Genomic DNA, 16757 nt, shown 5'->3' with positions numbered 1-16757 from the left:
CGAAGAGTACCGTCCGCATACCCCGTTACAATGCCTGCCTGCAGTGCTTGCGCTACGGCGTTACGCGCCCAGCCTCTAGCGCATCGTAAAACTTCAGACCTTCCAATGGCAGCGGAATGCTGTAGTCATTCGCATCCATGGCAGCGATGTTCACCTGCCACTCGATTGCCCCCTCTACAATCCCCGCCGGATTCATCCAGCCGTTTTCGGAAAAGTTGCTGTTAGACCCCATTGTGATGCTGTAGGCAGGCAGAAGCCCATTGCGGTATCCAGCATTCAAACTCCCGCTATAATCTTCATACGATGTGGTCCCATCAAATGTCGCCGACGGGTTAGACGATAATACCATGGGCGCTGCCTCTATTTTCAGAGTTCCAAAATTAAAAAGGTAGGTTACCATCACCAATAAGATGGCGATCACTGCCATTTTTTTGACCACTTCAACATCCTCTCCTGTCGCTTCTAGTGGGCTATACGTTCAACTACCATATTTATACCAGCCCGATTTTTTTGCGGAAAATTAAATTAAGTGTCATATACGGCTGCATGTTGTAATGTGCTTGATCGCTTCCGGCGTCGAGGCTAAATAATCTTTATTTTACAAACCAATTCTCTTAGGAACTAGTTTAGAAAGTCGCGGGTTTGTCATATTACATATTATATATTTTGTATTTTATTCAGTAAAAAGGGAATAAAATTATACTCCTTCACCACACCCCTGATTCCGTGGAATCCAATCGCTCTCTAGAAACAAAGGGGCTTTCTGGATATAGGCTAGTTGCCGGAAGCGAACTGCAATCGTCAACTTAAAGTTTTCTTTACAATTCACAGGTGGTCTCATCTACGATGATAAAATTAAAGGAGGAAAATCGATATCCTATATCATACTTCAGGGGGGACTAACGATGAGGAAAAAAATTGTCGGATTATTGATGGCGGTGCTACTGTGCTTTCATTTTTCCGTCAGCTTTGCAGCAGGCGCAGCGAAAACTTCAGCCGACTTTAAGGATTTGAAGGATCTGGATGCCGCAACGAAAGCCAAGTTCGACGCGTTGATTAGCGCTGGCGTATTCGAAGGTGTGGGCGGGGACAGATTCGGTATCGGGGATGAGATGAACCGGGCGCAATTCGCTAAGGTTGCAGCGAAGATTTTCGATTTGAATGTAGAGAAGAACTCAACGACCTCTTCATTCAATGACGTCAGTACCGATAACTGGGCGTTGGGGTACATCGAGGCAGTAGCAAAAGCAGGGATCACGGATGGCGTCGGTAATGGGAATTTCAATCCTGCCGGCGATGTGACGAAGGAGCAGCTCGCGACGTTCTTTGTTCGCGGACTCGGCATGGGCGGGGCAGGCAAAGCAACGCCGGGAGTGAATGATTCTACTGTATCTGACTGGGCGAAGGGATATGTCGCCTTAGCGTTGCAACTAAAATTGTTGGACAACGGAGCGGACGGAAAGTTCGGCGGTCAAACCAACGCAACGCGAGATCTGCTTGTTTTGGGCGCATACGAAGCCAAGGGGCAATATGAGGATCAGATAGAACAAAAGAGGAAAGAGGAAGAAGAGAAAAAGAAGGAAGAAGAACTGAAGAAAGCGGAAGAGGAAAAGAAAAAACAAGAAGAAGAAAAGAAAAAGCAGCAAGGGCAGAGTGGGTCTTCGTCTCCGCAACCCGTACAGGCTACCGTTGAGACTCCCACGGCGCTTCCTGCAGGCGGGGCCGTAACGTCGGGAACGCAGGTTACTTTGACTTCGGCGACCGCATCCGCGGCGGTGTACTACACAACGGATCTCAGCGAACCGACCACGTCCAGCACGCCGTATACGGGACCGATCATCCTAACGGGCAGTACGACGATCAAAGCCATCGCCGTTAAGCCTGGCTCGAAGAATAGCTCGGTTGCGAGATTCGAATATACGGTCGCGATGCCAATCGTTCTGCCGGACACGATTTCGCCCTTGACCGAAGATCAACCCTATACCGGCAGCGTAGCGAAGCTGTCTGGAGGAACGGGCGTCGTTACTTATGCAGTGACGAATGGAGTACTGCCTGCGGGGCTGACATTAGATCCAAGCACGGGAGCGATTACCGGAACTCCAAGCGAGAGCGGCGCATATCAGTTTACGATCGGCGCGACGGATTCGGCAACGCCTCCGGCAACGGCAACCATGCCCTATACGGGCAATATCACGCCTTCATTATCCAGAACGTCGCTAGATTTGATCAATCAAGCATCTGCTTCGGGTGATTGGGATGAAGTTACTGTAACGACTTTTGCCGATGCGGGTATTACGGGTGTTACATCCGAATACCTATACGGTATCCAAGGCATCTTGCAAGACTATGATTACCCTTCAAGAGCGCAACCGAAAACTAAAAGTCAGATTCAAACGATTGTCACCGAGACCATTTATTTAACTGCAATCAATAATTATTTTGCATATGGTTATGGAACCGAACCTGACAAAGCATCTTTTGATCTCGCCGGTCTCGTCGGAGTTACGGACTTGAACCTAGCCGGTATCAATATGTACCTTCAATCGCAATATGGGGGCTTCGGCGGCGGCGGTATGGGTGGCGGTATCGGCGGTTCATTAAGCGCCGGGTCCACTAAACAACAAATCCAGGCAGCGATTGACGATTACTTGAACTCGCTTTAAAAGTAAAAATAGCGGCGCAAGGGAGGTAATCCCCGCGCCGCTATTTTTTCATGGCAACCAGCATATATCCGGCCCCTCGAATCGTAACGATTCTATCGGGATTGGCAGGGTCAGCCTCGATTTTTTTGCGTAAGTTACTGATGTGTACGGCGACGGTTCTCGTATCCTCCAGACTCTCCGTTCCCCAGATGAGTTGAAACAACGCATCGACACTGACGACATGGTTCACGTTTTGTGCCATATAGGACAGCAGACCGAACTCTTTTTTCGATAAAAAGACGGCTTCACTCCCCATAATGACGGACTGCGCGTAGTAATCCAGCGTCAAGCCCGGTAGCTCAAGCAGTTGTTCCCTTCTGCCCGTCGATACTCTGCGAAGATGAGCCTTGATCTTGGCCATGAGTACTCCCGGACTGAACGGCTTGGTCACGTAATCGTCGCCACCATAGGATAATGCGCTGATTTTCACCTCGTCTTCCTCGCGGCTGCTCAGAAATACGATCGGCGCATTCGTATAGTTACGTGCGTGAATGCACCAATCAATTCCGTTTTCATTAGCCAGCAGGACATCCAGTACAATCAAATCCGGCTCGAACGACGCAAGCAGTTTCATGGCTTCTGTCCCGTTATGACTGTAGGAGGCTAGGAAACCCTCCCTCTCGCAATACACCTGAACAATCTCGCAGATATGAGGATCATCATCGACGATCATGATTTTGTGAGCGTCCACCACTCTGTCACCTTCCTTCAGTGTTCTTTGTCAGTGTCGATTTTTCTCCTCCTATTTTATCATGGTAGAGGAGACCGCTTGTGAATTACAAAGAAAACTTTAAGAGGCTGTCTACATCACACCTTCACCACTTCGATCTTCCCGGTATTCGAATAACATCGCCACAAGCAGACTAGCCCACTCCGCTGGGAGTAGGCTAGTCTATCCTGCTATTAGTCTATGAATCTGTTGATCTGCAACAAGTCTGTGTCTGGCCTGTTAGTCTCTGCTATCGCAGCTTGTTACCAGCTCGGATTATGCTTCATCACGGTCACGTTGTTCCCATTTGTTTGATCTGCATAGATCACATAAATGTTTCCGTCCTTGTCTATAACGTGATGTAACTTGTCCGCTCCGCCTGCGGAGAAGCCGGCATCGCCTACAACAACCCAATCCTGTCCATCGTATTTCCTCACGGTCAATTTGACGCCTTCGGCAGCATCCAGATAAGAAACATAAGGAGTGCCATAGCTGTCAAAGTTGATGCTTACTTTCTGATCGGCAACTGTTTGGGTACTCAGCAAAGCAAAGTTGGGAATGCCGACAGTTTGCCAACCAGAGCCATTATATTGACTCACGGTCAGGTTCGTTGTAGTTTGGCCAAATATGCTCCTATTCTCATAGTCTATCATATAAAGCTTGTTACTGGGATCATCTGCAAATCTAAATGTATAACCTGGTTTGTCTAAGTTGCTCGTATTGAAGTTGATCGTGCTGACAGTCTGCCAAGCGCCATTCTGATATTTCACTAGAACTGTACGCAAATTAGCGTTAGACATTATGCCATCATAATACTGATAGAGTACATATGGGATATTGTTTTCGTCAATCATGAGATTTGGAGCATTATAGTAATAGGCCTTATTAAAAACTTCCTCTCCCCCGCTTAAGTTTACCCAATTGCTGCCATCATATTTCTTTACCCCTGCAGCCGCCATTTGCCTCCAGCCCATATAAGCGATATAAGGAGCGTCATCGCTGTCGAACGCAATCGATACCCAACTCGAGTAAATTTCTGTATTGCCTAGCTCCTCCCAGATGGCGCCGTTATACTTTTTCACAACGGTGGCATTGACAGAGCTCCCAACGTTCTTCTGATAAACAATATAAGGAGTACCTTGGCTATCTAGGATGAGACTATTGAAGCCCCTAAGTTCAGGGAAGTCATTTGCATCGCCAATTTGCTCCCACACGCCTGCCTCTAATTTCCTCACAGTTAGATTATAACTACCTGTCTCAATACTAGCAGAATAAAGAGTACCTTGACTGTCAACTGCGAGTTTCAAGCCTTCGCCCGCTGGCTTCACCTCGCCAACTTGTCGCCATGCTAATCCCCTCCACTTCGCATACAGGGTGATGTCTGCCGTTACCGCTGCTGTAAAGTCGTAAGCATTCGTCTCGTCAAGATCCATATCCGTGTACCAGCCTTCAAACGCATAACCGCTCCAGATCGGCACATTAGGCGCCTCAGCCGCATCACCATGATTCACCGTCTGGCTCGTTACCGCCGAGCCGCCGCTACTGTCAAAGCTTACCGTATAGGCGTTAATCGTCCATTTCGCATATAACGTGAGATTAGCCGTGATCGGTGTCATGAAGCTGTAGGCTTCTGTCAGAGCGCTATTGCTGTACCAACCACCGAACGTATAATTTGCTCGTGTTGGGGGAGCCGGCTCCACTGCTCTGCCGCCATATTCCACTGTCGCGTCAACGACCTCTGAACCGTCATTTCTGTCATAAAGTACTTCATAAACATTAATCGTCCATTTCGCATACAGCGTGAGGTTAGTCGTCACCGCTGTAGTGAATCCGTAAGCTTCCGTCAAAGAGCTGTCGTTATACCAACCGTCGAACGTATAACCTGTCCGTGTCGGGGCTGCAGGCTCCATTACTCTGCCGCCAAATTCTACTGTCTGATCAGCAACCGCCGAGCCGTCATTGCTGATGAAGCTCACCGTATTGACGGCGGTCCACTTCGCGTACAACGTAAGATTAGCCGTCACCAGCGTTGAGAAGTTATACTTATTCGCCAAGCCGATATCACTGTACCAACCACCGAACGTATAACCCGCCCGGGTTGGTGCGACAGGCTCTACGGCCGTACCGCGATATTCCACTGTCACGGCATCGACCGCTGACCCGCCGTTGCCGTTAAAGCTTACCGTATAGCTGTTCATTGTCCACTTGGCGTATAGCGTGATAGACTCCATCACTGCTGCCGTGAAACCGTAAGAGCTTAGCAAGCCGCTGTCGCTGTACCAACCAGCGAACGTATAACCTTCGCGCGTTGGTGCGGTAGGTACTGTCGCCACGGCGCCTTCTTCCACCGTCTTCTCAGCCACTTCCGTACCCCCATTGCTGTTAAAGCTTACGGTGTATCTGTTTTTTTGCTTAACCGTCCATTTCGCATACAACGTAATATTAGCGGTCACCACCGTTGTCGTGAAATCGTAAGCATTCGTCAAGCCGCTGTCGCTATACCAACCGCTGAACACATAACCTTCCAGCGTCGGCGCTTCAGGCGCTGTCGCCTTGTAGCCTTCGCTCACCGTCTGCCCGGCTACCGCCGAGCCGTCGTTACTGTTGAAACTTACCGTATAGCTACGCAGCCATTTCGCGTACAACGTGATGTTATCTGTGACCAGTGTCGTAAAGTCGTAGCCATTCGTCAAGCCGCTATCGCTATACCAGCCGTCGAACACGTAACCGTTCTTCGTCGGTTCAAGCGGTTCGCTTGCCGGGTAGCCGTAACCGACTGTCTGTGCGGTCACTTCCTCCGCGGCGCCGTTGCTGTTGAAGCTCACCGCATAAGTATTCAGCGTCCACTCTGCAGTAAGCTCGACATTGCCCGCGGGCATCGTTGTCGGAGGGGCAGGCGACCAGCCTGCGAATGTACGTCCCTGCCAAGCCGGAGCGCCAAGGTATCGCTCCGTTGTTGCCCCAAAGGGTACATCCACTGTTTGATCAGCCACATCAGCGCTATTGTATTTGAGCTTCATCTCGTAGCTAATGCGCTTGTAGTACAGCTTTAGAACCGTTGAGCCGTTACCCGCTATAGTAGCTGTTTGCACCATTCCCGCAGCAGTCGGATCATAGGCAAAGCCCTCATAAACTTTAGGCGTTGTACCTACCAGACTCGCCACGGTGTCGGTTGTGCCGCGATACGATTCTCTATCGACAACAGTATAGGTGTTATCCGCTATATTCTGCTGCAAATGTACGACTTGGTAAGGCGTGTCCGTTCTGGCTAACCAGCTTGCGGTGTAGGTCGTGTCGACAGTCGGCATCATGCTTGGGACATCCTGTGACCAACCAGTAAACGTATAGCCCGCCCTGGTCGGCAGCGGTATACGAGCGGCGATGTTCTTGCCGAATTGCTCCGTTATCGTACTGCTGGGAGCGCCCGCATAACCCCAATCGAAGGTCATCGTGCGATTCGTCGGATAGTAATCGATTCTTACGACCGTCGAGCCGTCGTTCTTGATAGGCACACCGCTTACTTTGCCTTCCGCATAACCCAAATCTCTGAACCTGTCAGAGGTAATCTGAATCTTCGCACCCGTTGTGCCTGTCAATTTTTCCGTATACGCAGGCGCAGACGCTGATCTAGTATTCGGGTCGATCAAATAATGCTCAACCGTATACGGTGTATCCGTATTGGCGATCCAGTGCGCATACAGAGAGTAATCCCTCGCAGGCATCCGGCTCGGCAGTGTGACCTTCACGCCGCCGGCAGCAAACGTATACCAGCCGTCAAAGGTGTAGCCTTGATAGGTCGGTTCTTTCACGTTGATTGCCGCGTTATAAGCGTGAGAGAAAACCTGAGTTAATCCGCCATTCCGCGGATCCAGTTGCAACGAATAGTCACCCGCTCTGGCGAGCCAAGTTAACGGAATCGTACGCTTGAGCGGATCAGACGTGAAGGACAACGGCGCGCTTTTCCAGGTGATGACCAGATTTCCTGTATCTACCGCAAGACTCGTGTTCACCACTTCGATGATTTGAGTCGTCGGATTATACCTGAAATTCGGATTGTCTATCTGAATATCGAAGTTCGCAGGGGGATACGCCTCGCTACTCGACTTTCCTGACTTCAAATCAAATGTACTCATCGTCAGCCACTGCTCCGGCACAGCAATCGAGGTCGCCTTACCTGCCAAGTTGACCCCGAGCGTATCATCCTGCGGATAGGCGAAGTCAGTGACATTATGTTGCTGCCCTACCGTGTACAACGGCCATGTATTCTCGTACAGCGGTGCGCTAGCCGAAAGCATTCCGTCGCCCAATTGCGCGCCTACTGCAATCTCCAGGTAGATACCCAGTTCTACATATAGCGCACCGGAAGATCGAGTAGACTGCTTCCCGTTTATATTTTTCAGTTGATAATAGAAATAGCCCCATAAATTCACATAAGCTCCCGGTTCTGCAGACAGCCCGATGCTATTCAGCTCAACGCTGCCAACCCCGGCTTTAAGCTCCAGCAGAACCCCCGCCCGCAAGCCGATTGTACCCATCACATAGAACGTAAACTGATAATCGCCATCGCCCGGCAAGCTTACCGTGCTGCTGCTGCCGCTGAAATCGAGCACATGTATCGTAACCGAGAAGCGCTTCGCCGTCTTGTAGTTGAAATCGGCCCCGATCGTCAGGTTCACATTGGCGCTGACCACAAAGTTTGCTTCAAATTTGACTTCAACGATACCAAAAACGACGCGCATGCTCTGCTCGAAGAGTTTCTTCTTAATTAACGGAACCCAATCCGTCTCGTTCTCCATCATCTTTTTGTATTGTTCCTTCAGTGATTCCGCATCTACCCCGGTATCCTGCACACCGTCGATTAACGCTTGAATCTCTGTCGCGATATTCAATACTTTACCGAGCATGCCGTTATTATTCGCTTTATCCCAGTCCGCCAGCGCAGCCTGCAGCTTATCATGTTCGACGGTAGCAATCTCCGCTTTAATGTTGATCCCGGTATAGGTGTAGGCATCCAGATTAGCGGTGATCCGATAATCGCTCGGGTAAGGCACGCAGAGCCCCCAAAGGCACGCCTCTCCCCAAGCCGTCTCTCCATTAACGCCGAGATTCAAGCTGATCTCCTGAAGGAACGTACCGGTCATATGGATGACGAGGTCGCTCTCTTCATGGATACGAATGACAATGTCGGCTCCGATTTGAAGCGTAGCGCTGACTCCGGAGGTTTGTCCGGCAATATGCTTCACTTTCGTACCAAGCGAAGGGACGACGGTCAGATTCTCCACACTGACTTTGCCCGCACCTTTTGAGGCCGATAGCATATTCACTTCCATCTGCGTCTTGAAGGCATTCGTCTCCATAGCCAGAGCAGACAGATAGTTCGCGGCTTGATCGACGAAGCCGCTGGCGATCGCTTGCTGCTTAATTTGATCTTCGAGCTGCGCAATCTCCTCATCCGACAATAACAGGTCGCCGTCAATCGCTTGCTGCTGATAGACGTCGAAGACATGCGCGATGTCTTCTTCCGTAGCATCGGTATAGGCAATCACATCCCTCTCCGCCACAGGCGTAATCGACGTAATTCGCCCGTAACCGATTACTCCGGAGGCATCTTCGATTGTTTCCCCCTCATAGAAAGCGATAAAATCGCCTACATCGACGGTAGTAAGCTCGCTCAAGCCGAGCTTCGCATACTGACTGTCGCTGTAGTTCATCGCAGTATGCGCTACCGTAATCGAATGGTTGTCCGGGTCTCCATCCGTATCCGCCTCTACGCTCACAGGCAGAACATCCGGCTTGAACAACACTTGCTTGGCATCCGCGTGATCATAGGTGTAGGTGCTGCCGTTAATCGCTGTGATCTGGACATAGGCGACTTCGCCGTCGGCAGCGCCGGTTGTGTCTACCGTGCGCTGATCGGGGCGAACCCCTTCATAGATGGCGACCGTATCGCCAACTTGAATGGCTTCGCTGCCGGTGTATGCGAAAGTTCCGCTGCCCGCATTCGCCGCAGCAAGACCGCTTTCGCTGCCGCCCACCGTTGTCGTGACTACCGGAATCGCCGGCGAACCGACCTCCGCGCCATCCAGCATCATATCCGTCACATCCGCGAAGGGCAGATAGATCATGTTCGGATTGAGCGGAATGTTCATGACTTCTTCCTTTGCAACGCTAAACACAAAGATGCTCGTCGTCGCATCTTGATCTTGGAAAGACAGATTGTCGTCCGTCAACGTCAATTGATAGGTATTGCCCTCAACGAACTTGCCGTCTTCGGCTGCGGACGTTACCGTGAAGAGACCGTTCGCGCCGGTGACGGTAATCCCCGCGAAATCGGCATTCGCGGTGTCCTCGAAAGTCATCCCCTCTTGTACCTCAGACGCGGTAAGGCTGCCGGTCGCATCGTTGACAGCGATCGTGAAGCCCGGCGCGACATCCAGCACAGAGTAGCTGGGAATGCTTTGTACGGCATTACTCACGCTATCGATATACTTCGCGTACAACTTCGTATCCGAGGTAACGGTACTGCCCTCCGCGAAGATGAGCGATAAATCGCTGTCCCTAAACCACCCTTGGAAAATATACCCTTCCTTCGCCGGAGCAGGCAGTTGATTCAACGCTTTTCCTTGCCGTACCTTCTGATCCGCTATCTCCGTGCCTCCGTTGCTCTCGAACTTAAGCGTATATTCGATACCTGCGCTGCCTTCGTTTCCTCCGCCGCTGTTTCCGTTGTTGCCGCCGCTGCCGCCGCTGTTTCCGCCGACTCCGGATGTCGGCGTCGGTGTCGGCTCCGCCGCCTCTTGATTCTGATTGGCCCACGCCTCCACAACCGCGTTGCTGCGCATGAAGAGAATAGCCGCTTCCGCGCGAGACGCTTGCCCATGCGGGTTGAAGTTGCCGTTGCTATCGCCGGCGAACAAGCCTGCTTGCCACAGCTTGACGACCGCGTCGGCCGCCCAGGAAGAAACGTTCGCGAGATCGCTCGGCTCCGTAGTTATGCGATTGCTTGATTGATAAGGAATCTGATAGCTTTCAAAATACCGCAAAATCAATGTCGCCATCTGCTCTCTGGATACGGTTGCATCCGGTGAAAAATTCCGGCCGCCCGTTCCGCCGGCAATCCCTTTCTTAACCGCCCACGCTACATATGGCGCATACCAAATGCCCGCCGGCACGTCGGCAAAGCTCGAGGCGGAATACTCGCTTACATCCACGCCCGCCATTCGTCCAAGCGCGGTCACATACATGGCGCGCGTCATCGTTCCCTTGGGCGAGAAGAGACCGCCGCCCGTTCCGCTGAATATGCCATTCTTCTGGACATAGACGGCCGCTTCGTAGAACCAGTCCGTTGGACGAACATCTTGGAAACCGCTTGGTTCGGACGCTGCCGCCTGTTGCACCGACAGCTCGGGCGCTATCGCCTGCTGTACCGGCAATTCGGCCGCTTTCGCCTGCTGTACCGGCAGAACGCCCATCACTATGCTGATGATTAGCATCCATGCCACAATCCGTGATTTCGACTTCCAACCTCTTTTTATTGCCTTCTTCACGCTTATTCATCCCTTCTCGTAGCTGAATACAGGAAAAATGATGTCGATTTTTCTCCTCCCATATTAGCAGGGCAACTGGGACAACTTGTGAATTGTAAAGAAAACTTTAAGTTCGCACTTACAACACGCTTCCGTTACGAAACTGGCGAAAAGAACAAAAAAAGGTCAACAGCGTCAAGTAATGCCCCAACGCCGTGACCCATTTTTTTCACCAAATAAGAACTATCCTCCACCCGAGCCGGGCTTTACATCATCGTCGCCGCCATAGGAAGCGATACATAGAAGATCGACCCCGTCTTGCCGTCGCTCTCCGCTCGAACCGTCCCTCCATGCGCTTGCACGATTTCCCGGCAAATCGCCAGCCCGAGCCCGCTTCCCTCTACGCTCTTCTCGCCCGGTTGATCATACCTGTAATTGCGATCGAAGATTTGCTCGAGCTGCTCTGGCGGAATACCCATGCCTGAGTCTTGCACGCTAATGATCGCATAGCGGGTAAGATTCACCTCATCTACAGCTAGCTCAATGCGCACCCCCCCACCCCTTGGGGTAAACTTCATTGCGTTCGACACCAGATTGAACAACGCTTGCTCCAGTCTTTGCACATCCATCACTACAACAGGCGAATTAGATCCTTGATCTTCCTCATCTCTGTAGTCCAGCCTGAAATCCAGACCTGCGTCACGCACAACCAGCTCATATTGTTCAAAAAAGCCGCGCAAGAAGTCAATCGCACGAACCGGTTCCATTCGGTACGAGACTTGTCCCGTCTCCAAATGCGACAAGAAGCTCAGCTCTTCGATCATGCGGTTAATCCTTATCGTGTTATCCCGGATATACTTCAAGTACTGTTCACTACGTTCCGGCTTGACCCCGTCCTGCACGGCTTCTACATAACCAAGCATACTGGACAGCGGCATACGCAGATCGTGCGTAATGTAGGCAAGGAGCTTCTTCCGTCCTTCCTCGGAGTGAAGCAACTGGTCATACGATAAGCGGAGATCGTCATGAGCTGCGGATAAGGCCTGTGTGCGTTCCTGCACGGTCCGTTCCAAATTCATGTTCATTTCGGTCAGCTTGTTGTTAGCGTCCTGCAGCTCGCGTGCAATCCTCTCCTCGTTCGCTGCCGCCCTCGTAAATCTCGAAGAAAGCAGCATCATCTGTGCGATCGTAAACACCAACAGACCAAGCGGAGAAGTATTTCCGATCGGCGACCATTCGTTGTAATATAAAAAATCGTTGACGACGGTAACCAAAGCAACCACCGACACCAACAGGAAGACCAGCGCTCCCTCCATACGTCGCATAGCCGCTTGGGCCAGTCCAACCATCAGATAGATCATATGGAGAACAACTACCGCACCGATCATCAGTAACATTTTTGAATAGATAATGGCAGGGGTCGCCACGACAACGAGGCAGAATGCGCCGGTTACGATCCGCGTTCCACGCTGAAACCAACGCGACACATAATTGGGAAAAATGCAATCAAAGTACATCGTGATGATATATCCGCTGCTGCACAGAATCAGGTACTCGATTTTGAACTGCAATTCCCACGGAATAGCCGGCCACAATTGCGTGAGCAATAGCTCGCCGACCAGCAAGGATCGGATACCGAACAACAGGGTGAACAGACCAAAATACAATGGAGCCCTGTCTTTGCGTCGCAGGATGAACAACAGCAGGTGATACACGCCAATCACCAACAGGCTTGCGGTGATAAACATTTCGGCGGCGATTCTCAGATTTGTCCTGACCGTTAACGCATCGCTGCCGCCCAGCTCGATAGATTTGGTAATGCCGCCTCGATGATGATGGAAGTTGGCGACTTGCATAACCAGTTCCACGGTGTCATTCTCGGGCTGAAAGAACACCAGCTTCGTTGCCAGATGCGGTGTCACGCTGCCCTTGTCCTGACCAACCACACCGACTTCTTCCAGCAGCTCACCATTAACCCATAATTTATACGCATGAAAAATGGTAGGCATCCGCAGAGCAAGCCGCTCGTTCCGATCCTGCTCACTAAGCTCAATGACCAGCCGAAAGGTTGCAAAGCCTGTACCGTTCAACTGCTGACCATTTAATTGATAGCCTAACCAGGAGCTCGGGATGCTGATCCAGCGGTCACGATTTCCGTCCCTTGCCAAGCGATTCTGTATATCCTCGGGCGACAGCAGCTCTTCCCAGTAGAACGCCCACTCCCCTTTTAGCTTTAGCGAATTCTCGCTGACATGAACCTGCGTTAAATCCAGAATGCCTTTTTCGCTTTGAAACTTAGGGAAGACTGGTGCAGAGATGATGGCATAGCTTGCAATCAAACCGACAACAACGGCAGCTGCTATATAAAGCAAGATCGTACGAGAACCGAATCGGAAAATACCCCTCATGATGAATCCGACCCCAATCTACTAGAGCGCAATAAGTAAGTTGATTGTCTAAATAATAACATCATTAAAGGAAAATGTGCCCTGCAAATATTTGCGAGGCGTTGAACACAAACATCACGATGAGGTCCTTTTTTGAAAGTAAGAAAAAAACCGTCCACCCCCGGACGGTTCATTAACGTGCAAACTTAACTACTACTTCCTTACGAGCGACATACAGCACTCCACATGACTTGAGTGTCGGTCACTGTATTTTAAGCCGTAAGAAGAGCGGTGGCGGCAAACTTGTAATGAATGTTTAGCGAGCCATCCGCTTGAACTTCAATTTTATCAACAAAACGATGATGTAACATTGCAAAAGTCAGTTCTTCCAACTTAGCCTTTTAACTGGTCTTGTAGGCTAAATAGTTCTGCATTGCCACTCTCCGTTGCTTCCTTATATTCGGTCTCATCAATCGTACCGCTTGCTTGGACAGATACAACTCATTACGGAATATTTCATGAATATATGTAATGAAATCGCACTTTAGGGACATCCCTCCTGTTTTTTTTGATAATTCAATTTTCAAGATCATTATATATTCTACACTTGCCGAAAATCTGCTTGCAGCTGGTTGACGTTCATTTAAGACAGATGTAGAATGTAAATGTAATACAATTGTCTTAATGGAGCTGATACTTTGGGGACAATGAAAAAACTGCCGGATGCAGAGTTTGACATTATGAAAGTGGTATGGGCAAATAAGCCGCCGATAACAACCAATATCATCATGCAACAACTCGGAAATGAAAAGAAATGGAAGGCGCAGACAGTTCTTTCGCTTATGTTGCGGCTGGTGGAGCGCGGTTTTATCAGATCGGAAAAGAACGGCAAGGAACGAAATTACTTTCCGCTTATTAGTAAAGAAGACTACCTAAATTTTGAAACAAGCGACTTTATAGAGCGTTTTCATGCAAATTCCTTTACAAGCTTGGTTACCAGACTATATGACGGAAACAAGATAAGAGACAGTGACCTTGACGAACTGGAACAATGGCTAAAGGAAAAGAAGAGTTGATATGCAGGAATTTCTTAGCACCCTGCTCCTAAGCTCTGTCTCTATGTCGTTGGTGACACTTGCGTATGCGGCAATATTGCCAAGTTTATCTAGGCGGTATGCAGCAAAGTGGTGTTACATGGGGTGGATTCTGATTGTAGTGGGGTGGATAGTCCCCTTTCGCCTCCGGATTGACTTGATTCCTGCGCAAATGGAGAATAACCCTTTAACGCATGCGAATACAGTTATTAATGCGATATCGCACATAGATGCGAGAGATACTATAAACATTCCGTTACCAATTCCTTTATGGTGGATGCTTCCAACGATTTGGGGTTTAGGTGTTGTAAGCGTTGCAACTTATCATACTTTGAGGCACAGATCCTTTATAAGGATGGTACGCCGCTGGAGTTCCCCTGTAGCTGACATCAAAATTATTGAGATTCTAGAGGGGTTAAGGTCGGAATTGAAAATTAAAAAACATATAGAGCTAAACGTATGTCCGGTCATTACGAGCCCTATGCTCGTGGGCTTTTTCCGGCCAACCATTTTACTACCGCCTTTGCAATTTTCGGATGATGAATTATCTATGATATTGAAGCATGAGCTGATCCATCTAAAACGGTATGATCTTTGGTGCAAGGCATTAGTTTTAACGGCAACCGTGCTTCATTGGTTCAATCCGATGGTCTATCTTATGTCAAGAGCGATGGCCGCACAATGTGAAATCTCCTGTGATGCATTGGTTTTGCAAGGTGTAGATTTTCAAGGGCGAAAGCAATATGGTGAAGCCATTATTGGTGTTGTCAAGAATGGGGCAAAGCCCCAAACAGCACTATCAACAAATTTCTATGGAGGAAAACGAAATATGAAAAATCGCATTTCATTTATCATGGACACTAAGAGAAAGAAGGCAGGCTTTATAATCCTTTGTATGGCGCTGGCGTGTATTCTAACGACTGGGGCTGCTATAGCTGAGGTAAATGACCCGCAAGAAACAACTCGGCCCGAAGTAATGATCGCGCCTTCTAACAGTGATAGCGGCAATGTTAATGAAGTAACCCACTTCCTAAAGTTGTTGCGCCGTCCATACAGCGACAGAACTAACGCAAATTCGCTGCAAGAATCAATTCGTCCCGAAGTAGTTGTCGCACCTCCTAACAGCGGTATAAATAATGATAATGAAGTAACCAACTTCCTAAGTTTATTAAAGAAACAGCGTAATGTACATCAAGCGAAATAAAGAAGCGCTCGAGCTGATAAATAAGAATCAGTGCTGATTCCTATTATGTCACAGTGTATTATTTAAGTTGTTTTCTGTTTTCTTTAAAACGATTTTTCAACCTTTTTTTTGCCCGCTGGACTCGTTTCTTACACGCTTCAACGGATATTCCAAGTTCCTGCGCCACCTCTAACATCGAATATTTATCCAGAGCAACTTTTTTAACTAATTTATAATCTTCATTATTGGCAAGGTCTGAGTAAAAAAAATCAACATCAGGGGTATCCGCACCTATCGAAATAATGTTCTCATCAAAATCTACGGAAGAAATTACAATGCTATTAAGATATGCTCTGCTGCGAATCGTGTTCTTAATCACATATTTAAGAGTATTTAACAGCCAGCCCTTCGAATTAGGACTAGATAATAGTTTGTCGGCTCTTGTACATGCGATTCTGAATGTGTCCTGAACAGCTTCTTCAGCAAGTGAGCGGTCATGTAGTGTGTTTTGTGCATAAGTGGACATACGATAGAGCATATCCTGAAATAACTCTTCAATGGCGCGACGTTGGTTATCGTCAAGCTCCATATCCTCACCGCCTAATAGGAAGATATCCATTCTCACAATTTGTAAAACCTTGATAGAATTCCTCATATACAAATAGGACGATAGCTATTAATAATATCTGACGAGTTTTCAGAAATATACTTTTGATAATCTGCAATTTGTAAGGGAAATCCATAAGGTGAACGTGACAGGGAAATTGTGTTTAACATCTTAATGAACACGAAAAAGCTCACGTTATCACAGCGTGAACTCTTTCGTGTTAAATAATTTGTTTTTAGCAAATAGGGACTTGGGTGTTCCCGATTATTTATCAATAGGGTTGTCAAAAAAAGTGCAGTTTGAAAATACCCTCATACTGAAATCCCGTTATTAAGCTGCTTGTGACAACATTCTTTCGCGATAAATCTTTGATTTTGACCAGAAGGCGTTGCTGCCGTTCCTGTTTGGGGGTGGGCTTCAAGCTACGGTAATATCCCGATTCGCTGACAGTAAGCACTTCGCACATCTCCTTGACGGGCCATCGATCCCGTCGTTCACGGATGTACATCATAGAGCTGGCGTGCCTTTACCGCTTCCGGTCTTTTGCGG

Annotated in this window: 8 protein-coding genes; 3 read left to right on the top strand and 5 right to left on the bottom strand. The window is 49.0% G+C overall.

Annotation, left to right across the window (positions count from 1 at the left end; all coding sequences use genetic code 11):
* Positions 1-52: 52 nt before the first annotated feature.
* Entirely contained in the window at positions 53-439 is a 387-nt protein-coding gene (locus ACFO1S_RS17350) for a hypothetical protein (RefSeq protein WP_204603850.1), read from the bottom strand.
* Between the two features lie 466 nt (positions 440-905).
* On the opposite strand from ACFO1S_RS17350, the gene ACFO1S_RS17345 reads away from it, so the two are divergent.
* Positions 906-2663, top strand: a complete 1758-nt coding sequence (locus tag ACFO1S_RS17345) for an S-layer homology domain-containing protein (RefSeq protein ID WP_204603849.1) — start codon at positions 906-908, stop codon at positions 2661-2663.
* 40 nt (positions 2664-2703) lie between these two features.
* Here ACFO1S_RS17345 and ACFO1S_RS17340 read toward each other — a convergent pair whose 3' ends face one another.
* From ACFO1S_RS17340 to ACFO1S_RS17330, 3 genes are all read right to left on the bottom strand, one after another.
* Positions 2704-3375 (bottom strand): response regulator transcription factor, encoded by a 672-nt coding sequence (locus ACFO1S_RS17340; protein ID WP_378127265.1) that lies wholly within the window; start codon positions 3373-3375, stop codon positions 2704-2706.
* 299 nt (positions 3376-3674) lie between these two features.
* On the bottom strand, positions 3675-10958 hold the full coding sequence (locus tag ACFO1S_RS17335) for an InlB B-repeat-containing protein (RefSeq protein ID WP_378127224.1): 7284 nt from the start codon (positions 10956-10958) through the stop codon (positions 3675-3677).
* A 245-nt stretch (positions 10959-11203) separates the two neighbouring features.
* On the bottom strand, positions 11204-13345 hold the full coding sequence (locus ACFO1S_RS17330; protein WP_204603846.1) for an ATP-binding protein: 2142 nt from the start codon (positions 13343-13345) through the stop codon (positions 11204-11206).
* Between the two features lie 686 nt (positions 13346-14031).
* Here ACFO1S_RS17330 and ACFO1S_RS17325 point away from each other — a divergent pair.
* Positions 14032-14400 (top strand): BlaI/MecI/CopY family transcriptional regulator, encoded by a 369-nt coding sequence (locus ACFO1S_RS17325; protein ID WP_204603953.1) that lies wholly within the window; start codon positions 14032-14034, stop codon positions 14398-14400.
* A 1-nt stretch (position 14401) separates the two neighbouring features.
* Complete coding sequence (locus tag ACFO1S_RS17320) at positions 14402-15622, top strand: M56 family metallopeptidase (RefSeq protein WP_204603845.1); 1221 nt, start codon at positions 14402-14404, stop codon at positions 15620-15622.
* A 58-nt stretch (positions 15623-15680) separates the two neighbouring features.
* On the opposite strand, the gene ACFO1S_RS17315 is transcribed toward ACFO1S_RS17320, so the two are convergent.
* Positions 15681-16190 (bottom strand): RNA polymerase sigma factor, encoded by a 510-nt coding sequence (locus ACFO1S_RS17315; protein ID WP_378127222.1) that lies wholly within the window; start codon positions 16188-16190, stop codon positions 15681-15683.
* Between the last annotated feature and the right edge of the window lie 567 nt (positions 16191-16757).

Origin of the sequence: Cohnella boryungensis (assembly GCF_042651945.1) — a bacterium.
Taxonomy (GTDB): domain Bacteria; phylum Bacillota; class Bacilli; order Paenibacillales; family Paenibacillaceae; genus Cohnella; species Cohnella boryungensis.
Note: the sequence above shows the minus strand (reverse complement) of the source record. Positions and strands in the feature narration are given on the sequence as shown.

Excerpts from the sequence above, each read along its gene's own strand:
- ACFO1S_RS17340 (WP_378127265.1), bottom strand. The coding sequence starts at position 3,375 with ATGATCGTCGATGATGATCCTCATATCTGCGAGATTGTTCAGGTGTAT.
- ACFO1S_RS17315 (WP_378127222.1), bottom strand. The coding sequence starts at position 16,190 with ATGGAGCTTGACGATAACCAACGTCGCGCCATTGAAGAGTTATTTCAG.
- ACFO1S_RS17325 (WP_204603953.1), top strand. The coding sequence starts at position 14,032 with ATGAAAAAACTGCCGGATGCAGAGTTTGACATTATGAAAGTGGTATGG.
- ACFO1S_RS17345 (WP_204603849.1), top strand. The coding sequence starts at position 906 with ATGAGGAAAAAAATTGTCGGATTATTGATGGCGGTGCTACTGTGCTTT.
- ACFO1S_RS17320 (WP_204603845.1), top strand. The coding sequence starts at position 14,402 with ATGCAGGAATTTCTTAGCACCCTGCTCCTAAGCTCTGTCTCTATGTCG.
- ACFO1S_RS17330 (WP_204603846.1), bottom strand. The coding sequence starts at position 13,345 with ATGAGGGGTATTTTCCGATTCGGTTCTCGTACGATCTTGCTTTATATA.